A 25328-nucleotide genomic window follows, 5' to 3' on the forward strand; every position below is an offset into this window, starting at 1 on the left:
ACCCTCATGAAAAGCACACGCATTGTGGCGGCCCTCGTGGTCGCTGTCGCGGCGACCGTCGGCGGATTCTACGCGGGACACCGGTTCACAGGCAGCGATACCGTGGCCGCGACTCAGGCGAGCGGGAACGCCGTCGACCAGCTTTGGAAAGCGACGCCGCCCGGCGCGTCCGGCACCGCGCAGCCGCTCGCCGCGTTCAAGGGCAAGCCGGTCGTGGTGAACTTCTGGGCATCGTGGTGCGGCCCGTGCGTCAAGGAAATGCCGACGCTCTCCGCCATGCAGCGCGACTACGAGAAGAAGGGCATCACGTTCATCGGGCTGGGTGTGGACAGTGAAAAGAACGTCAACGACTTCCTGAAGAAAGTGCCGGTCGCCTATCCCGTCTACGTCACCGGCTTCGGCGGCGCGGAACTTGCGCGGAGCTTCGGCAATAATGCGGGCGGCCTCCCGTTCACCGTCGTAATCGACGCAAAGGGCCAGGTTCGCTCGACAAAATTGGGCGAAGTCGATCCGGCCGAGCTGAAAAACACGCTCGACAGCCTGTAAAAATTCGATGTTGATAGACAGCGACTTGCGCCGAGTAAGCTGCGAGTTAGGATGACATACGCCGATCTTGCGGCAAAATCGGCTAATCGAACCGTGTGAAGCGGTAATTTGTCCCGCCGTTTCAGATTGGTCCGTACGGTAAAACTAGACAAAATTCTCTAAACGGCGCTAAAGTGCGCCGAATTCCGCACAACCCGAAGCGACCATGACTACTCTGCCGGTGCCACGAGGCTACCTTGCCGCCGAGTCCGACCTCCGTGAAACCGGTGCCGGCTTGGGCGGGGCATCCGCAGCAGTCAGGCGCGTGCAGTTCGGGCGCGCGCTTCAAAGCGACCACGCCGATGCGTTCGACATGAACGCCCGCGGCGTGCCGACCGATTCTGCCGCCGTTGTTGCCGCCGGCGCATGCTCGGGCGCGGCAATGCGCTGCGGGCGCGCGCGCGTCGGACGGCTGGCCGCGCCGGCTCGCGGCTGAGCAGTCAGAACACCCACAAATCAAGTCAAGTGCCGGGCCAATCCCGGTCTCCAAGTATTGAAAGGGGATTTTTCGATGGACCTTCGTAAACTGAAAACGCTGATCGACCTCGTCTCGGAATCCGGCATCTCGGAGCTGGAAGTGACGGAAGGCGAAGGCAAGGTTCGCATCGTCAAGAACGCCGCGCCGGTCTACATGCAGGCGCCGCAGCAATACGCGCCGCAAATGCAGGCGCCGGTCGCGCCGCATTTCGCCGCCGCGGGAGAAGCAGGCGCAGTGGCCACGGCCGGCGCGCCCGCTGGCGCCGCCCTGCCGCAAGGTCATATCGTGACCTCGCCGATGGTCGGCTCGTTCTACCGCGCGCCGTCGCCGGGCGCGGACCCCTTCATCCAGGTCGGCGATACGGTGAAGGAAGGCCAGACGCTCTGCATCATCGAAGCGATGAAGCTCTTGAACGAAATCGAATCGGACAAGGCCGGCGTCGTGAAGGAAATCCTCGTCGAGAACGGCCAGGCGGTCGAGTACGGCCAGCCGCTCTTCGTGATCGGCGACTAAAGGCGCATCGGGCCGTGCCGCGGATGCGCCTCGCGGCCGCCGCCCGGCTTCACGCGCTGGCGCGCTTCGTGCGGTATCGATCCGTCGAAGTGCGCCGCCGATTGGATCCCCGAGGGCCGCTCGCGCGAGCCCGTTGATGAGCCGACCCACTATGTTTGAAAAAATTCTCATTGCGAACCGCGGCGAAATCGCGCTTCGCATCCAGCGCGCGTGCCGCGAACTGGGCGTCAAGACAGTCGTCGTCTACTCGGAAGCCGACAAGGAAGCGAAATACGTCAAGCTGGCCGACGAAGCCGTGTGCATCGGACCGGCGCCTTCGAATCTCTCGTACCTGAACATGCCGGCGCTCATCAGCGCGGCCGAAGTCACCGACGCGGAAGCCATCCACCCCGGCTACGGCTTCCTTTCCGAGAACGCAGATTTCGCCGAGCGCGTCGAGCAATCGGGGTTCACATTCATCGGCCCGCGTCCCGAAACGATCCGCCTGATGGGCGACAAGGTCACCGCCAAGCAGACGATGATCAAGACCGGCGTGCCGTGCGTGCCGGGCTCGGAAGGCGCGTTGCCGGACGATCCGCGCGAGATCGTGAAGATTGCGCGCACGATCGGCTACCCGGTCATCATCAAGGCAGCGGGCGGCGGCGGCGGCCGCGGCATGCGCGTGGTGCATACGGAAGCGGCGCTCGTCAACGCGGTCAACATGACGCGCGAAGAAGCGGGCCGCGCCTTCGGCAACCCGCAGGTCTACATGGAGAAGTTTCTCGAGAACCCGCGCCACATCGAGATCCAGGTGTTGTCGGATTCGTTCCGCAACGCGATCTGGCTCGGCGAGCGTGACTGCTCGATGCAGCGCCGTCACCAGAAGGTGATCGAGGAAGCGCCGGCGCCGGGTATCGCGCGGCGTCTGATCGAGCGCATCGGCGACCGCTGCGCCGATGCGTGCAAGAAGATGGGCTATCTCGGCGCGGGCACCTTCGAGTTCCTGTACGAGAACGGCGAGTTCTACTTCATCGAGATGAACACGCGCGTGCAGGTGGAGCATCCGGTGACCGAGCTCATCACGGGCGTCGATATCGTGCAGGAGCAGATCCGCATCGCCGCCGGCGAAAAGCTCTCGATCCGCCAGAAGGACATCGTGTTCCGCGGCCACGCGATCGAATGCCGCATCAACGCGGAAGATCCGTTCAAGTTCACGCCGTCGCCGGGACGCATCACGTCGTGGCACACGGCGGGTGGTCCGGGCATCCGCGTCGATTCGCACGCATATGCCAACTACTTCGTCCCGCCGAACTACGATTCGATGATCGGCAAGCTGATCGCTTACGGCGAAACGCGCGAACAGGCCATCAACCGCATGCGCATCGCGCTGTCGGAGATGGTCGTGGAAGGCATCTCGACCAACATCCCGCTGCATCGCGAGATGATGATCGACGCCAAGTTCGTCGAAGGCGGCACGAGCATCCACTATCTCGAGAACAAGCTCGCCGCGCGTCAGGCGGCTGTTGCCGAAGAGTCCTGAAGCACGCTTTACGTAGGCATTGAGCAGGGAAAGAGCATGAGTTACCGGGAACTGATCGCCGAACTGGATCGTGAGCACGCTGAAGCGCTGTCGGATGCGCTGCTCGAAGTCGGCGCATTGTCGGTGTCCGTCGAGGACGCCGACGCCGATACGCCCGACGAGCAGCCGCTCTTCGGCGAGCCGGGGCTCGTGCCCGAAAAGAGCGCGTGGAATCGCTCGCGCGTCGTCGCGCTGCTCGCCGAGGACGCCGACGCGGCCGTGTTGCTCGCGGCCGCGTCGAACGAAATCGGCTTGCAGCACGCGCCCGCGTTCACGGTGCGCGAAGTCGAGGAGCAGGATTGGGTGCGCCTCACGCAGGCTCAGTTCGATCCGATTTCCATCGGCGAGCGCATCTGGGTCGTGCCTTCGTGGCACGACGCTCCCGATCCGGACGCGCTCGTGCTCGAGCTCGATCCGGGCCTCGCGTTCGGCACCGGCAGCCATCCCACCACGCGTCTGTGCATGGAATGGCTGGAGCAATCGGTGAAACCGGGGCAATCATTGCTCGATTACGGTTGCGGCTCCGGCATCCTCGCGATTCTCGCGAAGAAGTGCGGCGCGGACCCGGTCGTCGGCATCGACATCGATCCGCAAGCGGTCGAGTCGGCGCGTCAAAACAGCGAGCGCAATCGCGCGGACGTGACCTATGGTCTGCCCGACGCGTGCCCCGCCGGCGAGTTCGATATCGTCGTCGCGAACATCCTCTCGAATCCGCTTAAGCTGATGGCGTCGATGCTCGCCGCGAAGGTCAAGCCAGGCGGCAGAATCGCGTTGTCGGGCGTGCTCGCGCGGCAGGCGGACGAGGTCGCGGCGGTCTATGCCAAGTGGATCGACATCGGCGTCTGGCGCGAGCACGAAGGCTGGGTGTGCCTTGCGGGAACCCGGCGCGAAAGCCTTTAGAATAGCGCCATCTTCCACGAATAGGCCGTCAGGCCAACGGCACTTCTTATATGGCGCTGGCAACCCGCTGCCCCCACTGCGAAACCGTATTCAAACTCGACCCGCATCTGCTCGCGCCGCATGACGGCCGCGTGCGCTGCGGACACTGCCAGGAAGTTTTCGACGCCGCGCATCATCGCTTCGAGCTGCCCGATGAGCCGGCCGCGGCTGGCATCGCACAGCATGCCGCGATCATCGACGATGAGGCCGCCGTCGGCCCCTCGACCCGTTCGGGCACGGGTTCGGCGTCTTCCGCCGAAGTTCCCGCCCAGCCCGACGCACCGCTGAAGCCGCGGCCGTTCGCGCCGCGCAACCTCGATCTCGGCTCGACGGGCCCGGCGAAACTCGCCGACGCGCCGCCGCGCGCCGCGAGCGCCAAGCCAGCCGAAGACAGCGAACGCACGGTCTACGCCGACTCTCCCGCATTCGCGAGCACGTCGGCGCCGCCGCGCTCAGCGCCTCCACGCACCGAAGCATCGCAGGCAGCGCAGCCGGATGCGGCGAACGAGCCCTCCGCGCTGCCCTCCGAACCCGCGCGCCTGAAGCAGTTCATCCGCGTGGGCGCACCGCATTCCGATGCCGCGAACTCGGCGCAAGGGGGCGCCGATATGCCGCTCGCCGAACCGCCTCCTCCGCCGCTCACCGGCCCTGTCGACGATCGTGCCGAACCGTTCATCGGACCGCTTCGCGATCCGGACGCGCCGCCCATGCGCGCCATGCCGGAGCCGCCGGCCGCATCCGCATGGCGCGAGGACGACGAACCCGGCTTCAGCGGCAAACCGCCCGCCGGCGCCCGCGCCACCCCTCGCCGCGTCAGCGCGAACGAAGCGTTTCCGGTCATCCGCGAACCGCGCGCGCCCGCGCGTGCCGCTGCCGGTTCGAGCAAGGGCAAGCGCATCGTGGGCATCGTCGTCGCCGTGCTGCTGGCGTTGCTGTTGCTCGTGCAGCTCGCATGGTGGCAACGCGAAACCGTGATGGTCATCGTGCCCGGCTCGCATGCGCTCTATTCGCAGGCCTGCGAGCAGATTGGCTGCACGATCTCGCCGCCGCGCGACATCGACGGACTGCAGATCGAGAGCTCCGGCCTGCGTCAGGTGGACGGCCCTCACAAGCTCGAATTGAAGCTGTCGCTGCGCAATCGGCTGGATGTCGCGCTCGCGTATCCGGCGCTCGAACTCACGCTGCTCGACGACAAGAACAACGTCGCCATTCGCCGCGTGCTCTGGCCGCAGGATTACGCGCGACCGGGTACGATATTCGCCATCGGCCTGCCGCCGCAGAGCGCGCAGCCGGTCGTCGTCCGGCTGGATACGGGCGACGCGATCGCCGCGAATTACCGGGTTCAGGTCTTTTATCCGTGATGACGGACCGGCGCGCGAACGCCGCCTGTCCCAATTCCCTACGACGCGCGTGACTGCCCTCGCGGCTCGGGCACGCGCGATTTTCCCGTCAGCATCTGACAACTCTCTGGAGCGCAACATGAGTCAAGTTACCCTCGGCGGCAATCCCATCGACGTCAGCGGCACGTTCCCGGGCGCAGGGCAGCAAGCGTCCGAATTCACGCTCGTCGGCACGGATCTCGGCGACGTCAAGCTGGCGAACTTCGCCGGCAAGCGCAAGGTGCTGAACATCGTGCCGAGCCTCGACACGCCGACCTGCGCCACCTCGACGCGCAAGTTCAACGAAGCCGCCGGCAAGCTGGACAACACCGTCGTCCTCGTGGTCTCGGGCGACCTGCCCTTCGCGATGAAGCGCTTCTGCTCGACCGAAGGCATCGAGAACGTGACGTCCGCATCGACCTTCCGCGGCCATGAATTCGCGCAGGCATATGGCGTCGACATCACCAGCGGCCCGCTGCGCGGTCTGACGGCGCGCGCCGTCGTCGTGCTGGACGAGAACAACAAGGTTCTGCATTCGGAGCTGGTGCCCGAAATCAAGAATGAACCGAACTACGACGCGGCGCTCGCCGCACTGAAGTAATTCCTCGCGCGGACCGCTTCTCCACGAAAGCGGTCCGCGCATACGAGGCGCGGTGAAAGTCTCGCCGCGCGCCGTATGCGCATTCTCTTATCCCGGATCCCCACGTAAAGGACGTTCGCCTTGGCTACGCTCATCTGCGGCTCGCTCGCCTACGACAACATCATGACTTTCCAGGGCCGCTTCGGCGACCACATCCTGCCGGACCAGGTGCATATGCTGAACATCAGCTTCCTGGTGCCGACGATGCGGCGCAACTTCGGCGGCTGCGCGGGCAACATCGCCTATGCGCTCAAGCTGCTCGGCGGCGATCCGAAGATCATGGCGACGCTCGGGGCGGCCGATTCGCAGCTCTATATCGACCGGCTCGACGCGCTCGGTTTGTCGAAGGAATACGTGCGCGTGCTGCCCGACCAGCACTCGGCGCAGTGCTTCATCACGACAGATCTCTCGAACAATCAGATCACCGCGTTCCACCCTGGCGCGATGATGGAATCGCACCTGAACCGTGCCGATGAAGCGCAAGGCATCACGCTCGGCATCGTCGCGCCGGACGGCGCTCAGGGCATGCGGGAGCACGCCGAAGGCCTGGCTCGCGCGGGCGTGCCGTTCGTGTTCGATCCGGGCCAGGGCTTGCCTATTTTGGAAAGCGTGGAACTTCGTCGCATGATTGAACTCGCCACATACGTGGCGGTCAACGATTACGAAGCCAAGTTGTTGAGCAACAAGACCGGCTGGTCGATCGAAGACATCAAGAGCCGCGTCGATGCCCTCGTGGTGACGCGTGGCGAACACGGCGCGCAGATCTATCATGAAGATGGCGTGCTCGAAGTGCCCTCCGTGAAAGCGCGTCAGGTCGTGGACCCGACCGGCTGCGGCGACGCATTCCGCGGCGGCCTGCTGTACGGCATCGAAAACAAGCTTGGCTGGGAGAAAACGGGTCGTCTCGCGAGTCTGATGGGTTCGCTGAAAATCGAACATCAGGGGCCGCAAACCTACGCGCCGACGTGCGCCGAAATCGAAGAGCGTTTCAAGCAGGCTTTCGGAAGCAGCCTGTTCTGAGTGACTGGAGTCAAGGAATGAAAACGGTAAGTCGTATCGCGCTGGCCATGGCGCTCGTCGGCTCGGTGGCGCTGACGGGCTGCGCGTACAACAGCAGTTCTTCGGACGTCTACACGGCGTCGCAGGCGCAGCGCGAGGAAACGGTGCGCATGGCGACCGTCGAAAGCGTGCGCGGCGTGAAGATCAGCTCGAACAACGGCCAGCCGACGGGCCTCGGCACCATCGGCGGCGGCGCGCTGGGCGGTGTTGCTGCGGCGAGCGCGATCGGCGGCGGCAATGGCTCCATCATCGCGGGCATCATCGGCGGTCTTGCAGGCGCAGTCGCGGGCAATGCGGTCGAGAACAGCGTTGCGATGAAGAACGGCCTCGAGATCACCGTCCGCCTCGACAACGGCGATCTGCGCGCCATCACGCAAACCGCGAACGGCGAAGTGTTCCAGGCGGGCGAGCGAGTCCGTCTCTTGTCGAGCGGCGGCGTCACGCGCGTCACTCACTGACCGATTCAACTGAGGATTAGGCGTAGCGTACCAACGCGAGCGTCCGTTCCAGCAAGAGCGCATGCATCGAAAGATGCATGCGCTTTTTCATTTGCAGCCGGATTCGAGTGACACACGCTCGATGAAATTCGTTGGCCGAAACGAAAAACCCGCCGCCAGGTTGCCCCGGCGACGGGTTCAGGCCGGGTAGGCTTACCCGGACTAAGGGCACAGCGCACTGTGCCTGGATGCTGCGTACTGCGAGAGCTTACGGACGGCTGCCCGTCGGGAACGGCCATGCCGCTGCCGGGTTCAACGCCGTCTTGACCGCAGCGGCCGGAGCCGGAGCAGGCGCCGATACCGTGGTTGCCGTCGTTGCGGGAGCAGCAGCCGTGGTCTTCTTCGCAGCAGCAGCCTTCTTGGCCGGAGCTTTCTTCGCCGGGGCCTTTTTCGCAGCAGGCGCAGGAGCAGGCGCAGCGGCTGCGGTCTTCGCAGCAGCCTTTTTCGCAGGAGCCTTCTTCGCAGCGGCCTTCTTCGCTGCAGCCTTCTTCGCCGGCGCCTTCTTCGCGGCGGCCTTCTTCGCAGGCGCCTTCTTGGCGGCAACCTTCTTCGCCGCTACCTTCTTGGCTGCGACTTTCTTCGCTGCTGCTTTCTTCGCGGGCGCCTTCTTCGCCGCGACCTTCTTTGCTGCTACTTTCTTCGCTGCCACTTTCTTTGCAGCAACCTTCTTCGCCACTACCTTCTTCGCAGCGACTTTCTTGGTTGCCACTTTCTTCGCCGCAACCTTCTTAGCAGCGACCTTCTTCGCTGCTACTTTCTTCGCTGCAACCTTCTTCACAGCGACCTTCTTGGCGGCAACCTTCTTCGCCGGAGCGGCCTTCTTGGCGGTGACTTTCTTCGCTGCAGCCTTCTTCGCCGCGGGTTTTTTCTTGGCAACTGCCATGGTTTTTCTCCTTCAGGTTTTCAGATGAGAGTCAGTTCAAACAACACCCTTCGTCAAAACCCGCTTCCCACGCGTCGCCTCTCACAGCGCACGCTACGAAGCGGATTATTCATCGGCGTACGCTGATCCCACCTGCTTACGCTAATGAATACGGCAAGGCGCGCCGTGCCCCGAGGCACCGCGCGCCAAATTGAGTCAGCTCCGCGTATTCGCGGCGCCGGCCATCGCTTGATCGAGCCAGCGAGCTTGCCGCTGGCATTTTCCGGGGGGAAGTTTGCCCATCCCTTTTCAGGGATCGCAAAACGCCTGTCTTCTATTCGAGCCACTCGGCCCGCCAAGTCAGTAGGCGCACTTTGCATCAGGCGACCGTTCTCCTAAACCTTGTCGGTCAGGCGCGCGTGAGCGACACGCTGCTGCCTGATCGTCCCATCGATTTCGTCTGCAACACGTCCTGGATTTTTCTTATTCCCAGGTCAGCGCGCCGCCGGTTTGATACTCAATCACGCGTGTCTCGAAGAAGTTGCGTTCCTTCTTCAAGTCGATCATTTCGCTCATCCACGGGAACGGGTTTTCCTCGTTCGGGAAGAGCGGGTCAAGTCCGATCTGCTGGCAACGACGGTTGCAGATGAACCGCAAGTAGCTCTTGAACATCGACGCATTCAGGCCGAGCACCCCGCGCGGCATGGTGTCTTCAGCGTAGCGATATTCAAGCTCGACAGCCTGCTTGAAGAGCTCGCGGATCTCGGCCTTGAATTCGGCGGTCCACAGTTGCGGCTCTTCCAGCTTGATCTGGTTGATGAGGTCGATGCCGAAGTTGCAGTGCATCGATTCATCGCGGAGGATGTACTGATACTGCTCCGCCGCGCCCGTCATCTTGTTCTGGCGACCCAGCGCCAGAATCTGCGTGAAGCCCACATAGAAGAACAGGCCTTCCATGATGCAGGCGAACACGATCAACGACTTCAGCAATTTCTGGTCCGCTTCCAGCGTGCCGGTGGTAAAGGCCGGGTCCGTCAGCGTATTGATGAACGGAATGAGGAACTCATCCTTGTCACGGATCGACTTCACTTCGTGATATGCGTTGAAGATCTCGCTTTCATCGAGACCCAGCGATTCGACGATGTACTGATACGCGTGCGTATGGATCGCCTCTTCGAACGCCTGGCGCAGCAGGAACTGGCGGCACTCCGGAGCGGTGATGTGACGGTACGTGCCGAGCACGATGTTGTTCGCGGCGAGCGAGTCCGCCGTGACGAAGAAGCCGAGGTTGCGCTTGACGATACGGCGCTCGTCGTCCGACAGACCGTTCGGGTCTTTCCACAGGGCGATGTCGCGCGACATGTTCACTTCCTGCGGCATCCAGTGGTTCGCGCAGCCGGCGAGGTACTTCTCCCACGCCCACTTGTACTTGAACGGGACGAGCTGATTGACGTCCGTCTTGCCGTTGATGATGCGCTTGTCGGCGACATTGACGCGCGCTTCGCTCTGCGCGGCGATCGCGCCGGCCGAAGGCGTAGCGGCTGCGGGCGGAACGAAACCATCGGAGAAGATGTTCGTCGTGTTCGCCTGAGCGGTCTGATGGGCAGCTTGATGAGCGTGCGCAACTTGCGTTGCACCCGGCGTACCGAAAGTCGTGCCTTGAGCGTGACGCAACGCGTTCTGTTGCGAAGCGCTCGAGGGAGCTACGGCAGTGGTCTCGTCATCCCAGTTGAGCATAAATTCTCACCATCAATTTAGTTCGGTTTTTACCATCTTTTCATGAGCGATAAAAGAGTTTGCTCATGAAAATTCTCGTTTTCATGCGATTTAGATTCGACGTTGCTACCTGCATACAACACTTGGCTCGCAGCGGTGTGCGTGAAGCGCGATGCGACATCTGTTGAATCGTGTGTGAAGCGGTCCTGATCGTGTGACTGCGAAGGCATCGCAACGTGCTTGCGGCTGACTTCATCGATGCCTTGGAAGCCTTGTTGCATAAGGCTTTGCGGCCGGCGCACGATGCATGATGCGAAGCACGGTGCGCTTTACTGCGAGCATCGACTCGACGATCAACGTGCGATCTCGAACACATCGGAGCGTGACTCGCTTCGGTCATCGATCGCTGTCTCTCGATGACACTCGATGCGATGCAAAACATGCGTCGTGAAGAGATCGACTTGCTACCTTCGCTCGCTCTCTTCGATGACCTTCGATGCGTGTCATCGAACACATGCCGCGCCACTCGAAGGACACGCGCACGGACATGTTGAACCGCGCTCTACTGCCTGTTGCATGCTTCGAATTCGTTGCCGAAGTTTAGCATTTGATGTCTCGCATTTCCACAATATCTTGTGCACTCGAATCTTGCCGATACAACCTATAGCGTGTAAACGCGACACTCCGTCTCACGGCGAAACACGCTCCGGCAGGCCTCATCGGCCGCGCAGAGGATCGAGCAGCGAGCGCAGGTTGTTGTGATCGATCTCGTGCATCAACGCGAGCAACTTGCCGAGCTTGCCCTCTGGAAAACCCTCACGCGCGAACCACGCGAGATAGTGACCAGGCAGATCCGCGATGAGCCTGTCCTTGTATTTGCCATAGGGCATCGTCTGTGCGACGAGACGTTGCAGATCCTGCGGGTCCATCTCTTCTTCACTCCTCGTTCAATGTTCATCGCACCACGCAATGCGCTTCGATCACTCAGCGACCGCTCCATATCGATGCCATAATCGCCGCTCTTGCCGCCAAGAGTTGATCGCGATTCACCATGCCGCTTGCCGTCAAAGCTTTCATTGCCCCTCTCATCGTCGCGTGTGCGATGTTCATGGAAAGCGTCGACGCCAATGTCATCGTCACCGCGATTCCCGAAATGGCGCGCGCCTTCGGACGCGATCCCGTCACGTTGAAGGTCGCCGTCACGAGCTATGTGCTCGGGCTCGGCGTCTTCATTCCGATCTGCGGCTGGGTGGCCGACCGCTTCGGCGCACGCGCCGTGTTCCGCACGGCCATCGGCGTGTTCGTCGTCGGCTCGCTGCTCTGCGCGGCCTCCACGTCGCTCGGCCCCTTCACCGTCGCGCGCTTCATCCAGGGCGTCGGCGGCGCGATGATGGTGCCTGTCGGCCGCATCATCATCTTCCGCTCGGTGCGCCGCTCGGAGTTCATTCGCGCGATGAACTATCTCTCGGTGCCCGCAATGCTCGGACCAGCCGTCGGGCCGCTGCTCGGCGGCTTCATCACGACTTACCTGCACTGGCGCCTGATCTTCTTCATCAACATCCCGATCGGCATCGCCGGTATCTGGCTGACGAACCGCTATATCGCCAACTCGCACGAGGAGCATCCGGGCCGGCTCGACTGGTTCGGCTTCTTCCTCTCGGCGAGCGCCGGCGTACTGCTGATGCTCGGTCTCTCGCTGGTCGGCGGCGAACTGATTCCGCAAGGCACGGCCTACGCGATGTGCGCCGCCGGCGCGCTGATGGTCATGCTGTACTGCATCCACGCGCGCCGCGCCGAGAAGCCGCTGCTCGACCTGCGTTTCTTCCGCGTGCCCACGTTTCAGGCGAGCGTGCTGGGCGGCTCGATGTTTCGCATCGGGCTCGGCGCGGTGCCGTTCCTTCTGCCGCTCGCGTTGCAGGAAGGCCTCGGCATGACCGCGTTCAAGTCCGGGGCGATCACTTGCGCGTCCGCGTTCGGCGGCATGTTCATGCGCTCGCTCGCGTCGCGCGTGCTGCATCGCTTCGGCTTCCGTCAGACGCTCTTCTACAACGCGGCGCTGTCGGGCATCGCTATCGCGGCATGCGGCGCGTTCTTTCCCGGCACGCCGACCTGGGTGATCTGGGCTGTCGTGCTGCTCGGCGGGTTCTTCCCCGCGTTGCAGTTCACGAGCCTCAACTCCCTCGCGTATGCGGAGATCGAAACACGCGATGTCGGCCGCGCGACCAGTCTCGCGAGCTTCGTGCAACAGGTGTCGCTCGGTCTCGGCGTGACCGTCGCGGGTATTACGCTCGAACTCTCGCAATATCTGAACGGTCATGCGAGCGTGCAATGGTCCGACTTCTGGCCCGCGTTTGTCGTCGTGGGGTTGTTCTCTTTCCTTTCGATGCCGATTACCGCGCGGCTTGCGCACGATGCTGGGACCGAGATTTCGCGTGGCACGCGGGGGTGAGGTTGGTTCTGCCCCTGTGGGGGCGTCCTGCGTGCGTCCCTGCGTGCGGTTTCATGGAATCCTGTTTTCGCGTCGGTCTATTTGTGCTGCCCCTGTGCGGGGCGGCTTGCGTGCGTCCCTGCGTGCGGTTTCATGGAATCCTGTTTTCGCGTCGGTCTATTTGTGCTGCCCCTGTGCGGGGCGGCTTGCGTGCGTCCCTGCGTGCGGTTTCATGGAATCCTGTTTTCGCGTCGGTCTATTTGCTCTGCCCCTATGCGGGGCGGCAGTCACTTTCTTTGCTGCTGCAAAGAAAGTAACCAAAGAAACAGCTATCCCCATCCAAAGTACTTCAAGCCGGCCCCGGCACAGAACGGCGCAAGTGGTCCGGCAGTAGCGAGTGCCCTCATAGGTCTAATCGGGCTTGGATCGCGCACGGTCTGTCACATCGCACCGCTCAACTGACTGGTAAGGCGCCAAATAGCTCCGGCCCGCTTCGCGGCCGACCGGTCCATCGGGTCGGCGCACACTTCCTTGCTAACGCTTCCATCTCATTGCATTCGCGCACCGTTGGTTTCCCTTGTAGACCCAGCGGCAGCGCGTAGCGCTGTGCCGGAGCTATTTGGTGCTGAACCAGCGCGCTCAAACTTCTAGCTTGTCAGACCGTGCGCGGTCCAAGCCCGATCAGACCTTTGAGGGCACTCGCTACTGCCGGACCACTTGCGCCGTTCTGTGCCGGGGCCGGCTTGAAGCACTTTGGATGGGGATAGCTGTTTCTTTGGTTACTTTCTTTGCAGCAGCAAAGAAAGTGACTGCCGCCCCGCATAGGGGCAACGCGAATAGACCGACGCGAAATCGGGATTTCACGAAGACCGAAGCGAAAGCGGAATCCGGCGAGACCGACACGCCCCCCGAATCCAGCGAAACAAACAAGAAAAAACAAAACGGACCGGCACCAGAGCGTGACACTGCCCCGATGCCGGCCCGCAAGACCGGCTCACCCCCGGCGCTCAGCCGAAACTTACTGACAAGCCTCGCACTCATCGAAGCCCGGATCGCCCGGGCGCATCATGCACACGGGGCCGTCCGCTTCCGGCGCGGATGCAGCCACTTCGACCGCCGCCGCATTGAACCCACCCGCGCCCGACGAAGCACCGCCCGACACGCCACCGAAACCGCCCTGCGCGCCCGATGCGCCGTTGCCGCTATCCCCCGAAGGCACCGCGTTCAACGCGCCGTGCGCCACCGTCGACTTCTCGACGTGCGTCGCCGCCATCGTGCGGAGGTAGTACGTCGTCTTCAGGCCACGAATCCACGCGAGCTTGTAGACCTCGTCGAGCTTCTTGCCCGACGCGCCCGCCATGTAGATGTTCAGCGACTGAGCCTGGTCGATCCACTTCTGACGGCGCGACGCCGCTTCGACCAGCCACTTCGGATCGACCTCGAACGCGGTCGCGTAGATCGCGCGCAGATCGCCCGGAACGCGGTCGATGCGCGAGAGCGTGCCGTCGAAGTACTTCAGATCCGACACCATCACTTCGTCCCACAGGCCGCGCGCCTTCAGATCACGCACCAGGTAGTCGTTCACGACCGTGAATTCGCCCGACAGATTCGACTTCACGTACAGGTTCTGGAAGGTCGGCTCGATACACGCCGACACGCCGATGATGTTGGAGATCGTCGCCGTCGGCGCAATCGCCACGCAGTTCGAGTTGCGCATGCCGTAGGTCGAGATGCGCGAGCGCAGTGCCGGCCAGTCCATGGTTTCGGACGTGTCCACTTCCACATAACCGCCGCGTGCTTCGGCCAGCAGCTTCAGCGAATCCTGCGGAAGAATGCCGCGATCCCACAGCGAGCCGCGATACGTCGCGTAACGGCCGCGCTCTTCAGCAAGCTCCGTCGAAGCGTAGTACGCGTAGTAGCAAACGGCTTCCATCGAGCGATCCGCGAACTCGACCGCATCCGTCGACGCGTACGGCGTGCGCAGCAGATGCAGGCAGTCCTGGAAGCCCATGATGCCCATGCCGACCGGACGATGCTTCAGGTTCGAGTTACGCGCCTTCGGCACCGCGTAGTAGTTGATGTCGATGACGTTGTCGAGCATGCGCATCGCGACGCTGATCGTGCGCTTCAACTTCGCGTGATCCAGCGCGTAGCTGCCGTCGGCCTGCTTGACCATGTGCGCGACGAGGTTCACCGAGCCGAGATTGCACACGGCGATTTCCGTTTCGCTCGTGTTCAGCGTGATTTCCGTGCACAGGTTCGACGAATGCACGACGCCCACGTGCTGCTGCGGCGAACGCACATTGCACGGATCCTTGAACGTGATCCACGGATGGCCCGTCTCGAACAGCATGCCGAGCATCTTGCGCCACAGTTGCGCCGCCGGCAGCTTCTTGAACAGCTTGATTTCGCCGCGCGCAGCTTTCTCTTCGTAAGCGACGTATGCCTTCTCGAAGTCCGCGCCGAACAGGTCGTGCAGGTCCGGGCAGGTCGACGGCGAGAACAGCGTCCAGTCGCCGCCTTCGACGACGCGCTTCATGAACAGGTCGGGAATCCAGTTCGCCGTGTTCATGTCGTGCGTGCGGCGACGGTCATCGCCCGTGTTCTTGCGCAGCTCGAGGAATTCCTCGATGTCGAGGTGCCATGACTCCAGGTAGGCGCACACGGCGCCCTTGCGCTTGCCGCCCTGATTCACCGCGACGGCCGTGTCGTTCACGACCTTCAGGAACGGCACCACGCCTTGCGACTTGCCGTTCGTGCCCTTGATGTGCGAACCGAGCGCGCGCACGCGCGTCCAGTCGTTGCCCAGGCCGCCCGCGAACTTCGAGAGCAGCGCGTTTTCCTTGAGCGCCTCGTAGATGCCGTCGAGGTCGTCGGAAACGGTCGTCAGATAGCACGACGACAACTGCGAGCGATGCGTGCCCGAGTTGAAGAGCGTCGGCGTCGACGACATGAAGTCGAACGACGACAGCACGTTGTAGAACTCGATGGCGCGCGCTTCGCGGTCGATCTCGTTCAGCGACAGGCCCATCGCGACACGCATGAAGAATGCCTGCGGCAGTTCGATGCGCGTGCCTTCGACGTGCAGGAAGTAGCGGTCGTAGAGCGTCTGCAGGCCGAGGTAGCCGAATTGCAGGTCGCGGTTCGCGTCGAGCGCGGCGCCGAGGCGCTTCAGGTCGAATTGCTGGAGCTTGTCATCGAGCAGGCCGGCTTCGACGCCGCGCTTGATGAAGAGCGGGAAGTATTCGGCGTAACGGTCGCCCATCTCGGCTTGCGTGACTTCGCCTTCGAGAATTTCGCGGCGGATCGTGTGCAGCAGGATGCGCGAGGTGACCTGGCTGTATGCCGGATCCTTTTCGATCATCGTGCGCGCGGCGAGGATCGCCGAGTCGTAGACCTGCGACATCGGCACGCCGTCGTACAGGTTCTTCACCGTTTCCGCGACGATCGGCTCGGCGGAGACCGCGTCGCCCAGATTCGCGCATGCGGAGACGATCAGCGCCTTCAGCGCTTCGAGATCGAGCGGGCGCGAGACGCCGTTGTCGGTCACGTTGATCGCGCCTTCATGCGACTGCGCGTTCTGCGCTTGCGTGCGCTCCTGCGAACGCTGCTGCGTGCGCTTCTCGCGATACAGCACGTACGCGCGCGCGACGTTGTGCTCGCCGCCGCGCATCAGCGCGAGCTCGACCTGATCCTGAATGTCTTCGATATGGAACGTGCCGCCATGCGGACGGCTGCGCACGAGCGCGCGCACGACCGCTTGCGTCAATTGCTCGACGAGCTCGCGCACGCGCGCGGATGCCGCGCCCTGGCCGCCGCTCACGGCGATGAACGCCTTCGTCACGGCGATGGCGATTTTCGTCGGCTCGAACGACACCACGCTTCCGTTGCGACGGATGACCTTGTAGTCGGCAAACGTCGTGTTGGGCGCGAGCGCCTGCTCGGCGCTCGTGGCCTGCGCACCGCCGATCGGCTGTGCGGATGCGCCTTCGAAGGAAGTCGTGGCGTTGTCGGTGGTTTGCATTTGCAAAACTCCTGGTGTTCGAATGGTGCGGATGGTCCGCGGATTTATCACTTATGCCGCGCGCGTCACGACATCGTCATGAAGCTTGCGCGGTGTTTTGGCGGTAAAGCCGGGCTGTGAATGCAGCAGGCTGGAAACACGAATCGCGGCGCTTACGGCCCGCATCGTTCTTGGCGTCTCATGCGGTGCCCGCGTTGGCGCGCGGTGTCGGTCGACGCAACTCGCGCTTGCTTGCTTGCCTTCTTCACGGTGCTGCTTGCTGGCGCTCGACGCGCCCGACGCCTCTCTCCTCGCAAAGAGAAACCGTCTCGCGCATCGCCCCGGGCCAGCCAAACTTCTCTTACGCCGGAAAGCGGGCGGCGCCGGCTCGTCGGAGCAGGCGCCGCCTCAACAACACAAGATCTAGTGCAAAGTACGTCTGTCGGCACCAAGTATAGTGGACATCCATCCAGTCTCAAAAAGTTTTATTTGCTTTGGATATGCCGCCGCGGGGTTGACTTTTGCTATCGCAAAGCGCGACAAGGCCTCGCGCGCGACGCTGCTGCGCCGCAACGAGAAAGACCTTACGCAGCGCTCAGATGTTGGACTGAAACGGGAAGAAGGAAGGCGGCAGCGCGCTGTCATGACGCAGACGCGGCCAGTCGAAATGCGGGCCGGGATCGGTCTTGCGGCCGGGCGCGATATCGGAATGTCCGGCTAGCGCGTCGATCGGATAACGCTTCACGATAATGCGCGTAAGCGCGCTCAGCGCTTCGTATTGCGCGTCTTCGAACGGCATGCGGTCGCTGCCTTCGAGCTCGATGCCGATGGAAAAATCGTTGCAGCGCTCGCGTCCGCAGAACGACGAGACGCCCGCGTGCCACGCGCGTTCATCGCAGGAGACGAACTGCTGAATCTCGCCGCCGCGGCGGATCACGAAGTGCGCCGACACGCGCATGCCGCGCAGATGATCGAAGTACGGATGCGCGTCGTGATCGAGCGTGTTGAGAAAGAAATCGGCGATGGCGTTCGTCGTGAAGTCGTCCGGCGGCAGGCTGATGTTGTGCACGACGATGAGCGTCGGCACCGCGTTGTCCGGACGCGCCTCGAAGTTCGGCGACGGCAGGCGCGTCGCGTTCGTGAGCCAGCCTTGCGCGTCGATATGCGGATCGCGCCTGGAAGCGATGTTCATCGTGCGTCGCGTCCGGTCGGACGGCTCGCGAAATGGCGCGCGTGATCGGCGCAGCAGAAGCGCTCGCCCGCGACGACGATCGATTCGCTGCGCGGCGTGTGCACGCCGCATTGCGCGCAGCGGATGAGCGGATCGGCGAGTTGCGGCGCGCCGTGCGCCGCGCCATTGCCGTGGCGCGCGCCGTGAGCGCCGTTGGCGCCGCCGGCCGTCGCGCCGCCAGCGGGTCGCGCGCCGGCTTGCGCTTCGCCCTGCTGCGCGCGCTCGTTCGCGCGGCGCAGCTTCTTCAGGAGCCATTGGCACACAAAGAAGAGGAGGACGAGGAAGAAGAAATTTCGCATCGAATGAATGCCGATAAAAGTGCGCCCGAACGCTCAGACGACCGCGCGATGCAGCAGCACTTCGAACACAAAACGGCTGCCGACGTAGGCGAGCAACAGCGCGGCGAACGAAGCGAGCACCCAGCGCAATGCGGCGCGTCCGCGCCATCCGGAGATGCGGCGCGCGGTGAGCAATGCGCCGAACATGAGCCAGGAGAGAAATGCGAACACGGTTTTGTGATCGAACTGAAACGCGCGATTGAGCAACTGCTCATTGAACGCGACGCCCGACACCAGCGTGAGCGTGAGCAGCACGAAGCCCGCCGCGATCAGGCGGAACAGCAGCTTTTCGAGCGTCAGGAGCGGCGGCAGCGTGTCGAGCCAGCTCGCAAGCCAGCCGTTGCCGGTATGACGCGTAGCCAGCCCGCGCATGCGTTGCAGACGGCGTTCGAGCAGCAGCATCAGCACGGCGTGCAGCGCGGCGATCGCGAACAGCCCGTACGCGACGTTCGCGATCAGGAAGTGCAGCTTGAACATCGGCGCGGCGGAGTACGACAGCACGCGCACGCCGCCGAAGACGAGCGGTAACAGCGACGCAATGCACGCGAGCGGCAGCACAAGCAGGCGCAAGCCGTCGAGCGGGAAGAAAAAGCTTTCGATCCAGTAGATGCCCGCGCCGAGCCAGAACATCGCGGAGAGCGCGAACGCGAAGCCGAAGATCATCGCGTTCTGGGGGAAGATTGTGGTGTGCAGCAACAGGCCGTGCACGAGCAACGCTATTAATAATAGAGCGCGCCCGGTACCGCCCATCCCGGACGCCTTTTTCGGCGCCGACGGCGATGCAATGCCCGAAGGCACGCCCGCCAGCGCCGGCTCCACGGCCGTGTGGCGATGCGCGCGCCAGCCCGCCACGGCAAGTCCGCCGTAGAGAAGCGCAGTGAGGGCATACAGTACAATATCCATGTTCGAAGTTTACACTAGGCCCCTGAATCGCGACGTTTTCTCCCTTGCGGCAACGCGGGGCGGCGTGTCGTGTCGCGTTGAAAAAGGGCCGCATTCTCTACCGTTTCCCCATGCTCGATAACCTCACTCAACGGATGGCGCGCGTCGTCAAGACGCTGCGCGGCGAGGCCCGGCTCACCGAGGCCAACACGCAGGAGATGCTGCGCGAGGTGCGCCTCGCGCTGCTCGAAGCGGACGTGGCGCTGCCGGTCGTGCGCGAGTTCATCGCGAAGGTGAAGGAAAAGGCGCTCGGCGAGGAAGTGCTGTCGAGCCTGTCGCCGGGTCAGGCGCTCGTCGGCGTCGTCCAGAAGGAACTGACCGCCGTGATCGGCGGCGATTACGAAGGCAAGGCCGCCGAGCTCGACCTCGCCGTCGCGCCGCCCGCCGTGATCCTGATGGCCGGCCTGCAGGGCGCGGGCAAAACCACGACCACCGGCAAGCTCGCCAAGCTCTTGCGCGAGAAGAGCAAGAAGAAAGTGCTCACCGTTTCCGTCGACGTGTACCGCCCCGCCGCTATCCGTCAGTTGCAGACGGTGACCGAGCAGGTCGGCGCGGATTTCTTCCCGTCCGAGCCGAATCAGAAACCGGCCGATATCGCGCGCGCGGCGATCGACTGGGCGAAGCGTCACTATCACGACGTCGTGATCGTCGATACGGCCGGCCGTCTCGGCATCGACGAAGCGATGATGCAAGAGATCAGCGAGTTGCACACGCTGCTCAAGCCCGCTGAAACGCTCTTCGTCGTCGATGCCATGCTCGGTCAGGACGCCGTCAACACCGCGAAGGCGTTCAACGACGCGCTGCCGCTCACGGGCGTCGTGCTCACCAAGCTCGACGGCGATTCGCGCGGCGGCGCGGCGCTCTCCGTGCGCCACGTCACCGGCAAGCCGATCAAGTTCGTCGGCGTCGCGGAAAAGCTGGACGGCCTCGAAGTCTTCCATCCGGATCGCATGGCGAACCGGATTCTCGGCATGGGCGATATTCTCGCGCTCGTCGAGGAAGCGCAGCGCGGCGTCGATACGGCCGCTGCACAGAAGCTCGCCGACAAGGTCAAGAAAGGCGGCGACTTCGATCTGAACGACTTCAAGGCGCAGTTGTCGCAGATGAAGAAGATGGGCGGCCTCTCGTCGCTCATGGATAAATTGCCGGCGCAGTTCCAGCAGGCCGCGCAAGGCGCGGACATGAACAACGCCGAGAAGCAGATGCGCCGCATGGAAGGCATCATCAACTCGATGACGCTCGCCGAGCGCGCGAAGCCCGAACTCATCAAGGCGGCGCGCAAACGCCGCATCGCCGCGGGCGCGGGCGTGCATGTGCAGGAAGTGAACCGCATGCTCAACCAGTACGAGCAGATGCGCGGGATGATGAAGAAGCTCAAGGGCGGCAACCTGCAGAAGATGATGCGCGGCATGAAGGGCATGCTGCCCGGCATGCGCTGATCCGCACTTTTATTGAACCCGCGTTCTCTTCGGTCGTCCGACTCGAAGAAACGCGGGTTTATCATATGGCGCACGCCGCCGTTTTTTTCCACACTAAGAAGTCAGCCTTTCCCGCTTCCCCCTTATGAATCGCGAAGAAGCCCTCCACATTTTCAGCCACTCCGAAGAAATCGTGACGGCTGACGAAGTCAACGCATCGATCGGCAAGATGGCCTCGGCCATCAAGGCGGCGACGAAAGACGACTTCCCGCTCGTGCTCTCGGTCATGGGAGGCGCGGCCGTGTTCACCGGCATGCTGCTGCCGCATCTGGATTTCCCGCTCGAGTTCGATTACATCCACCTGACGCGCTATCGCAACGCCATCAAGGGCGGCAGCGAGATGCAGTGGCGCGTAGCGCCGGCGGAATCGGTGAAGGATCGCGTGGTGCTCGTGCTCGACGACATCCTCGACGAAGGCGAGACGATGGCCGCAATCCGCGACCGCATCATGGCGATGGGCGCGAAGACGTTTCTCTCCGCGGTGCTGTGCGAGAAGATCATCCCGAAGGCGAAGCCGCTGCGTCCGGATTTTTGTGGATTCGAAGTGCCGGACCGGTATGTGTTCGGCTGCGGCATGGATGCGAAGGGTTACTGGCGGAATTTGCCGACGATTCGCGCGTTGACCGAAGGGGCGTGAACTTCGCCTTGTGATGCGACATGAAAAAAGCGGCCGAGGCCGCTTTTTTCACAACTGATGCACGAAAGTGCGAATGCCGGTCAATATCATCTCGACCGAAATCGCGACGAGCACGAGCCCCATCAAGCGCTCGAACGCCGTCACCACGCGCTCGCCGAGCCACTGCTGAATCCTCTCCGCGAGAATCAGCACCACGGCGCAGACGGTCATTGTGACCGTCAGCGCGCCGATCCACTCCAGCATTTTCCCCGGCGCCTGCGACGTCAGCAGCATCACGGTAGCGAGCGCCGAAGGTCCGGCCAGCGCCGGAATCGCCAGCGGCACGATCAGCGGTTCGCCGCCGCGGGAATCGCCGCCCATGGCGCCATCGGGATGCGGAAAGATCATCCGCAGCGCGATGAGGAACAGCACGATCCCGCCGGCGATACGCAGCGACAGATCCGTCAGATTCATCGCGCGCAGGAAGCGGTCGCCGGCCAGCATGAACACCAGCAGAATGCCGAACGCGATCGCCACTTCCCGGAGAATGACGACGCGGCGCCGCGCCTTCGCGACGCCGCGCAACGCGTTGATGAAGATCGGGATGTTGCCGAGCGGATCGGTGATCAGCAGCAGCAGGATCGTCGCCGAGAGGAAGTTGTACTGCATTACTTCCCGAGCGCCGCCCGCACCTTGCCCGCCACAACGTCAGCCGCTTCATCGACCGGCAGCAGCGTGGCTTCGGTGTCGCGACGGCCCTGATACTCCAGCTTGCCTTCCTTCAGCCCGCGATCGCCGATCACGATGCGATGCGGCACGCCGATCAGTTCCCAGTCCGCGAACATCACGCCCGGGCGCTCGCCGCGATCGTCGAGGATCACGTCGATGCCAGCTTGCTGCAGCGTCGCGTAGAGCTTGTCGGCCTGCTCGCGCACGGCGTCGCTGCGGTCGTAGCCCATCGGGCAGATCACGACTTCGAACGGCGCGATGGCTTCCGGCCAGATGATGCCCTTGTCATCGAAGTTCTGTTCGATCGCCGCGCCCAGCACGCGCGTCACGCCTATGCCGTAGCAGCCCATTTGCATCGGCGCGGGCTTGCCGTTTTCGTCGAGGAAGGTCGCGCCCATTGCCTCGGAGTACTTCGTGCCGAGCTGGAACACGTGGCCCACTTCGATGCCGCGGCAGATTTCGAGCACGCCACGGCCGTCCGGCGACGGATCGCCCGCGACGACGTTGCGGATATCCGCCACCTCCGGCTCGGGCAGATCGCGGCCCCAGTTCACGCCGGTGGTGTGGTAATCGACCTCGTTCGTGCCGACGACGAAATCGCTCATGTTCGCGACCGTGCGGTCCGCGATCACGCGCACCGGCTTCTTTGTGTCGATGGGACCGAGATAGCCCGGCGGCGTGCCGAACCATTCGATGATCTCGGCTTCCGTCGCGAAACGATAGCCCTTCAGGCCCGGCAACTTGTTCGTCTTGATGTCGTTGAGCGAGTGATCGCCGCGCAGCATCAGCAGCCAGATCGTGGGCTCGGCGCCTTCGTTGTCGGTGGCGAGGACGATCGACTTGATGGTCTTTTCGAGCGGAATGTTCAGAAGCTGCGCGACGGCCTCGCACTTCGCGGCGCCGGGCGTCGGCGTTTTCTTCAGCGCTTCGGTGGGTGCGGCGCGTTGCGCGATGAGCGGCAGTGCATCGGCGGCTTCGACGTTCGCCGCGAAGTCCGAGCTCGGGCAATACGCGATATCGTCCTCGCCCGTCTCGGCGATCACGTGGAACTCGTGCGAACCGCTGCCGCCGATCGAGCCGTTGTCCGCCGCGACCGCGCGGAACTCCAGGCCGATGCGCGTGAAGATGCGCACGTAGGCTTCGTACATCTTGCGATACGACTCGGCGAGGCCGTCGAGGTCCTTATCGAAGGAATAGGCGTCCTTCATGATGAACTCGCGGCCGCGCATCACGCCGAAGCGCGGACGGATCTCGTCGCGGAACTTCGTTTGAATCTGGTAGAAGTTCACCGGCAGCTGGCGATAGCTCTTGATGTCGCGGCGCGCGATGTCCGTCACGACTTCCTCGTGCGTCGGGCCCACGACGAAGTCGCGCTCATGGCGATCCTTGATGCGCAGCAGTTCCGGGCCGTACTGCTCCCAGCGGCCCGACTCCTGCCACAGTTCAGCGGGCTGCACGGCGGGCATCAGCAACTCGAGCGCGCCCGCGCGGTTCATCTCTTCACGCACGATGGCTTCGACCTTGCGCACCGAGCGCAGGCCGATCGGCATGTAATCGTAGATGCCGCCCGCAACGCGGCGGATCATGCCGGCGCGCATCATCAGCTTGTGGCTGACGATCTCGGCGTCGGCGGGAGCTTCTTTCAGGGTGCCGATGAAGAAACGGGATGCTTTCATTCAAATATTCCAAAAGCGGCGCACGCTTCGGAGCCGATGTGGCGCCGGAGCAGGCGGATCGAAGGTGAACGACGGAAACGGTCGAAGGCCCGGCCAAGAAGAAGATTTTGCCGTCTTCCCGATACGCTGGCAAAGCGTCTTGCGCCCTGCCCGGGAAACGTGGAACGAATTCGCGTTCGTGCCACGGGTTCGAACCGATGCGCGGGGTCCGTTAACTGTTTATAATCAAAGCAATTTTAAAGGATTTGAAGGTGGCTGTATGCTGGATCGTGAAGGCTTTCGCCCGAACGTCGGCATCATCCTCTTGAACGCGCGCAACGAAGTGTTTTGGGGCAAGCGGCTGCGTGAACATTCCTGGCAGTTTCCGCAAGGGGGCATCAAATACGGTGAGACCCCTGTGCAAGCGATGTATCGGGAGTTACACGAAGAAACCGGCCTGCTACCGGAGCATGTGAAAGTTGTCGGTCGCACACGCGACTGGCTGCGTTATGAGGTGCCGGATAAGTTCATCAAACGCGAGGTGCGCGGACACTATCGCGGTCAGAAACAGATCTGGTTTCTGCTGCGCATGGTAGGCCGCGATTGCGACATCTGCCTGCGTGCGACGGACCATCCGGAGTTCGATGCCTGGCGCTGGAACGAGTATTGGGTGCCGCTGGATGCGGTGATCGAGTTCAAGCGCGACGTTTATCAAATGGCTCTCACCGAGCTGTCCCGGTTCCTGCGGCGAACCAACTCCCGCGGCGAACGCGGCGAGCGAGCCGCGCATCATGGGCCGCGCTATCCGCGCGTGCTCCAGACGATGACGATCGAAGCACCTCCTGTCACTGCCTCCGGCGCGGCGGTTCAGGCAGAATGCACGGTCAGTGAAGAAGTGCACGTGATCGTGCAACGCTCATCGTTCGACTGAGCGTGCGACCGATCGCCGCGCTTCTTCGCGCACTTTGACACTAGCACGACTCTGATCGATGGCACGGCGAACTTCTCGCCGTGCCATCTCGCTTTGTTCCGCCGGGCGGGCGCCTTGCGTCCCGCGCGCATGTTTCCGGGAAGACCCAATTGAAAGTGAATGCCTCACTCGCGGTAATCGCGGCATCCGCGGCAGCGCTTGCCGTGCTCGCCGGCTGTTCCAGCAACAAAGGTCCGTCCACGCAGGACGACGGCGTCTTCACCTATCTGCTCGACCGCAAGCCGAACTGGACCGAGGAGAAGATCGAGACACTGCCGCCCTTGCCGCAAGCCTCCAACCTGCTCGCGTTCAACGTTTCGCAAAATACGCCGCTCAGCTTCGCCGTCGACAAGACCTCGCTCACGGTCGGCAAGGATGGCGTCGTGCGTTATGTGGTCGTCGTGACGAGTCCGGCGGGCGCGCGCAACGTCAACTATGAAGGCATTCGCTGCGATACCTATGAATGGCGCCGCTACGCGAGCATCAACGACGACCAGAACGGCTGGGACCAGGGTTCCGCGTTCGAATTCAAGCGCATCGAGAACGGCGAACTGAACGCATATCAGGCCGCGCTCTATCAGGATTACTTCTGCGCGAGCAAGCTGCCTGTCGGCACGGCCAAGCAGATCGTCAACAACATCCAGTACAAGCGCACGCAAAGCGTGATCAATTCGCGCTGAAGCGGCTTCCTTCGTGAAAAAGCCCGCTGGCC

Annotated in this window: 24 protein-coding genes and 1 pseudogene; 14 read left to right on the top strand and 11 right to left on the bottom strand. The window is 63.0% G+C overall.

Going from position 1 to position 25328, the window contains the following annotated elements:
• Positions 1 to 6 precede the first annotated feature (6 nt).
• The 9 genes from AC1Z32_RS25755 to AC1Z32_RS25795 all read left to right on the top strand — a co-directional run bounded on the left by AC1Z32_RS25755 (position 7) and on the right by AC1Z32_RS25795 (position 7609).
• Complete coding sequence (locus AC1Z32_RS25755) at positions 7 to 546, top strand: TlpA family protein disulfide reductase (RefSeq protein ID WP_483481556.1); 540 nt, start codon at positions 7 to 9, stop codon at positions 544 to 546.
• 205 nt (positions 547 to 751) lie between these two features.
• The gene (locus AC1Z32_RS25760) at positions 752 to 1021 is read left to right on the top strand and encodes a hypothetical protein (RefSeq protein WP_483481557.1); all 270 of its coding nucleotides are present in this window, start codon (positions 752 to 754) and stop codon (positions 1019 to 1021) included.
• Positions 1022 to 1096: 75 nt separating this feature from the next.
• Positions 1097 to 1576, top strand: a complete 480-nt coding sequence (gene accB, locus AC1Z32_RS25765; protein WP_483481558.1) for an acetyl-CoA carboxylase biotin carboxyl carrier protein — start codon at positions 1097 to 1099, stop codon at positions 1574 to 1576.
• Positions 1577 to 1727: 151 nt separating this feature from the next.
• Positions 1728 to 3095 carry an acetyl-CoA carboxylase biotin carboxylase subunit gene (accC, locus tag AC1Z32_RS25770; RefSeq protein WP_483481559.1) on the top strand — a complete coding sequence of 456 codons (1368 nt, stop codon included), beginning with the start codon at positions 1728 to 1730 and terminating at the stop codon, positions 3093 to 3095.
• A gap of 36 nt (positions 3096 to 3131) precedes the next feature.
• The gene (gene prmA, locus AC1Z32_RS25775) at positions 3132 to 4034 is read left to right on the top strand and encodes a 50S ribosomal protein L11 methyltransferase (protein WP_483481560.1); all 903 of its coding nucleotides are present in this window, start codon (positions 3132 to 3134) and stop codon (positions 4032 to 4034) included.
• Between the two features lie 50 nt (positions 4035 to 4084).
• Positions 4085 to 5434: a zinc-ribbon and DUF3426 domain-containing protein gene (locus AC1Z32_RS25780; RefSeq protein WP_483481561.1), complete on the top strand. Its 1350-nt coding sequence runs from the start codon at positions 4085 to 4087 to the stop codon at positions 5432 to 5434.
• A gap of 118 nt (positions 5435 to 5552) precedes the next feature.
• Entirely contained in the window at positions 5553 to 6053 is a 501-nt protein-coding gene (tpx, locus tag AC1Z32_RS25785) for a thiol peroxidase (protein ID WP_483481562.1), read from the top strand.
• A 120-nt stretch (positions 6054 to 6173) separates the two neighbouring features.
• On the top strand, positions 6174 to 7112 hold the full coding sequence (locus tag AC1Z32_RS25790; RefSeq protein ID WP_483481563.1) for a carbohydrate kinase family protein: 939 nt from the start codon (positions 6174 to 6176) through the stop codon (positions 7110 to 7112).
• Between the two features lie 17 nt (positions 7113 to 7129).
• Positions 7130 to 7609, top strand: a complete 480-nt coding sequence (locus AC1Z32_RS25795; RefSeq protein ID WP_008342914.1) for an outer membrane lipoprotein — start codon at positions 7130 to 7132, stop codon at positions 7607 to 7609.
• 247 nt (positions 7610 to 7856) lie between these two features.
• Here the strand turns inward: AC1Z32_RS25795 and AC1Z32_RS25800 are convergent, their stop codons facing one another.
• The 5 genes and pseudogenes from AC1Z32_RS25800 to AC1Z32_RS25820 all read right to left on the bottom strand — a co-directional run bounded on the left by AC1Z32_RS25800 (position 7857) and on the right by AC1Z32_RS25820 (position 11155).
• The gene (locus AC1Z32_RS25800) at positions 7857 to 8531 is read right to left on the bottom strand and encodes a histone H1-like DNA-binding protein (protein ID WP_483481564.1); all 675 of its coding nucleotides are present in this window, start codon (positions 8529 to 8531) and stop codon (positions 7857 to 7859) included.
• Positions 8532 to 8562: 31 nt separating this feature from the next.
• Positions 8563 to 8890, bottom strand: a pseudogene (locus AC1Z32_RS25805) (hypothetical protein).
• A 103-nt stretch (positions 8891 to 8993) separates the two neighbouring features.
• The gene (locus AC1Z32_RS25810) at positions 8994 to 10247 is read right to left on the bottom strand and encodes a ribonucleotide-diphosphate reductase subunit beta (RefSeq protein WP_483481565.1); all 1254 of its coding nucleotides are present in this window, start codon (positions 10245 to 10247) and stop codon (positions 8994 to 8996) included.
• Positions 10248 to 10276: 29 nt separating this feature from the next.
• Positions 10277 to 10507: a hypothetical protein gene (locus AC1Z32_RS25815; protein WP_483481566.1), complete on the bottom strand. Its 231-nt coding sequence runs from the start codon at positions 10505 to 10507 to the stop codon at positions 10277 to 10279.
• A 435-nt stretch (positions 10508 to 10942) separates the two neighbouring features.
• Positions 10943 to 11155: a DUF3820 family protein gene (locus tag AC1Z32_RS25820; protein WP_483481567.1), complete on the bottom strand. Its 213-nt coding sequence runs from the start codon at positions 11153 to 11155 to the stop codon at positions 10943 to 10945.
• 122 nt (positions 11156 to 11277) lie between these two features.
• Here AC1Z32_RS25820 and AC1Z32_RS25825 point away from each other — a divergent pair, with 122 nt between their 5' ends.
• Entirely contained in the window at positions 11278 to 12675 is a 1398-nt protein-coding gene (locus tag AC1Z32_RS25825; protein WP_483481568.1) for an MFS transporter, read from the top strand.
• 997 nt (positions 12676 to 13672) lie between these two features.
• Here the strand turns inward: AC1Z32_RS25825 and AC1Z32_RS25830 are convergent.
• The 4 genes from AC1Z32_RS25830 to AC1Z32_RS25845 form a co-directional block, all read right to left on the bottom strand.
• Positions 13673 to 16678, bottom strand: a complete 3006-nt coding sequence (locus AC1Z32_RS25830; RefSeq protein ID WP_483481569.1) for a ribonucleoside-diphosphate reductase subunit alpha — start codon at positions 16676 to 16678, stop codon at positions 13673 to 13675.
• A gap of 574 nt (positions 16679 to 17252) precedes the next feature.
• Positions 17253 to 17849 carry a 1,6-anhydro-N-acetylmuramyl-L-alanine amidase AmpD gene (gene ampD / locus AC1Z32_RS25835; protein WP_483481570.1) on the bottom strand — a complete coding sequence of 199 codons (597 nt, stop codon included), beginning with the start codon at positions 17847 to 17849 and terminating at the stop codon, positions 17253 to 17255.
• Positions 17846 to 18187, bottom strand: a complete 342-nt coding sequence (locus AC1Z32_RS25840; protein WP_483481571.1) for a PP0621 family protein — start codon at positions 18185 to 18187, stop codon at positions 17846 to 17848. The genes ampD and AC1Z32_RS25840 overlap by 4 nt, the downstream gene beginning before the upstream one ends.
• Positions 18188 to 18220: 33 nt before the next feature.
• Positions 18221 to 19129: a cytochrome C assembly family protein gene (locus AC1Z32_RS25845; protein ID WP_483481572.1), complete on the bottom strand. Its 909-nt coding sequence runs from the start codon at positions 19127 to 19129 to the stop codon at positions 18221 to 18223.
• A gap of 110 nt (positions 19130 to 19239) precedes the next feature.
• Between AC1Z32_RS25845 and ffh the strand changes: the two genes are divergently transcribed.
• Both ffh and AC1Z32_RS25855 read left to right on the top strand, forming a co-directional pair.
• Entirely contained in the window at positions 19240 to 20607 is a 1368-nt protein-coding gene (gene ffh, locus AC1Z32_RS25850; protein WP_483481573.1) for a signal recognition particle protein, read from the top strand.
• Between the two features lie 124 nt (positions 20608 to 20731).
• A complete protein-coding gene (locus AC1Z32_RS25855; protein WP_062610472.1) occupies positions 20732 to 21283 on the top strand; it encodes a hypoxanthine-guanine phosphoribosyltransferase in 552 nt (183 codons plus the stop codon).
• A gap of 48 nt (positions 21284 to 21331) precedes the next feature.
• Here AC1Z32_RS25855 and AC1Z32_RS25860 read toward each other — a convergent pair whose 3' ends face one another.
• Both AC1Z32_RS25860 and AC1Z32_RS25865 read right to left on the bottom strand, forming a co-directional pair.
• The gene (locus AC1Z32_RS25860) at positions 21332 to 21931 is read right to left on the bottom strand and encodes a MarC family protein (protein WP_483481574.1); all 600 of its coding nucleotides are present in this window, start codon (positions 21929 to 21931) and stop codon (positions 21332 to 21334) included.
• The gene (locus AC1Z32_RS25865; protein ID WP_483481575.1) at positions 21931 to 23667 is read right to left on the bottom strand and encodes a proline--tRNA ligase; all 1737 of its coding nucleotides are present in this window, start codon (positions 23665 to 23667) and stop codon (positions 21931 to 21933) included. Before AC1Z32_RS25865 ends, AC1Z32_RS25860 begins: the two co-directional genes overlap by 1 nt.
• A 259-nt stretch (positions 23668 to 23926) precedes the next feature.
• Between AC1Z32_RS25865 and AC1Z32_RS25870 the strand changes: the two genes are divergently transcribed.
• Both AC1Z32_RS25870 and AC1Z32_RS25875 read left to right on the top strand, forming a co-directional pair.
• Positions 23927 to 24577 (top strand): RNA pyrophosphohydrolase, encoded by a 651-nt coding sequence (locus AC1Z32_RS25870; RefSeq protein WP_483481740.1) that lies wholly within the window; start codon positions 23927 to 23929, stop codon positions 24575 to 24577.
• A 155-nt stretch (positions 24578 to 24732) separates the two neighbouring features.
• On the top strand, positions 24733 to 25296 hold the full coding sequence (locus tag AC1Z32_RS25875) for a CNP1-like family protein (RefSeq protein ID WP_062610508.1): 564 nt from the start codon (positions 24733 to 24735) through the stop codon (positions 25294 to 25296).
• Positions 25297 to 25328 lie beyond the last annotated feature (32 nt).

The organism is Caballeronia sp. 11_S32 (assembly GCF_056930355.1).

Coding starts and splice junctions, on each gene's coding strand:
- AC1Z32_RS25870 (WP_483481740.1), top strand. CDS start 23,927: ATGCTGGATCGTGAAGGCTTTCGCCCGAACGTCGGCATCATCCTCTTG.
- prmA (WP_483481560.1), top strand. CDS start 3,132: ATGAGTTACCGGGAACTGATCGCCGAACTGGATCGTGAGCACGCTGAA.
- AC1Z32_RS25830 (WP_483481569.1), bottom strand. CDS start 16,678: ATGCAAACCACCGACAACGCCACGACTTCCTTCGAAGGCGCATCCGCA.
- accC (WP_483481559.1), top strand. CDS start 1,728: ATGTTTGAAAAAATTCTCATTGCGAACCGCGGCGAAATCGCGCTTCGC.
- accB (WP_483481558.1), top strand. CDS start 1,097: ATGGACCTTCGTAAACTGAAAACGCTGATCGACCTCGTCTCGGAATCC.
- AC1Z32_RS25825 (WP_483481568.1), top strand. CDS start 11,278: ATGCCGCTTGCCGTCAAAGCTTTCATTGCCCCTCTCATCGTCGCGTGT.
- AC1Z32_RS25860 (WP_483481574.1), bottom strand. CDS start 21,931: ATGCAGTACAACTTCCTCTCGGCGACGATCCTGCTGCTGCTGATCACC.
- ampD (WP_483481570.1), bottom strand. CDS start 17,849: ATGAACATCGCTTCCAGGCGCGATCCGCATATCGACGCGCAAGGCTGG.
- AC1Z32_RS25810 (WP_483481565.1), bottom strand. CDS start 10,247: ATGCTCAACTGGGATGACGAGACCACTGCCGTAGCTCCCTCGAGCGCT.
- ffh (WP_483481573.1), top strand. CDS start 19,240: ATGCTCGATAACCTCACTCAACGGATGGCGCGCGTCGTCAAGACGCTG.
- AC1Z32_RS25840 (WP_483481571.1), bottom strand. CDS start 18,187: ATGCGAAATTTCTTCTTCCTCGTCCTCCTCTTCTTTGTGTGCCAATGG.
- AC1Z32_RS25760 (WP_483481557.1), top strand. CDS start 752: ATGACTACTCTGCCGGTGCCACGAGGCTACCTTGCCGCCGAGTCCGAC.
- tpx (WP_483481562.1), top strand. CDS start 5,553: ATGAGTCAAGTTACCCTCGGCGGCAATCCCATCGACGTCAGCGGCACG.
- AC1Z32_RS25795 (WP_008342914.1), top strand. CDS start 7,130: ATGAAAACGGTAAGTCGTATCGCGCTGGCCATGGCGCTCGTCGGCTCG.
- AC1Z32_RS25845 (WP_483481572.1), bottom strand. CDS start 19,129: ATGGATATTGTACTGTATGCCCTCACTGCGCTTCTCTACGGCGGACTT.
- AC1Z32_RS25865 (WP_483481575.1), bottom strand. CDS start 23,667: ATGAAAGCATCCCGTTTCTTCATCGGCACCCTGAAAGAAGCTCCCGCC.
- AC1Z32_RS25820 (WP_483481567.1), bottom strand. CDS start 11,155: ATGGACCCGCAGGATCTGCAACGTCTCGTCGCACAGACGATGCCCTAT.
- AC1Z32_RS25755 (WP_483481556.1), top strand. CDS start 7: ATGAAAAGCACACGCATTGTGGCGGCCCTCGTGGTCGCTGTCGCGGCG.
- AC1Z32_RS25800 (WP_483481564.1), bottom strand. CDS start 8,531: ATGGCAGTTGCCAAGAAAAAACCCGCGGCGAAGAAGGCTGCAGCGAAG.
- AC1Z32_RS25855 (WP_062610472.1), top strand. CDS start 20,732: ATGAATCGCGAAGAAGCCCTCCACATTTTCAGCCACTCCGAAGAAATC.
- AC1Z32_RS25780 (WP_483481561.1), top strand. CDS start 4,085: ATGGCGCTGGCAACCCGCTGCCCCCACTGCGAAACCGTATTCAAACTC.
- AC1Z32_RS25815 (WP_483481566.1), bottom strand. CDS start 10,507: ATGCAACAAGGCTTCCAAGGCATCGATGAAGTCAGCCGCAAGCACGTT.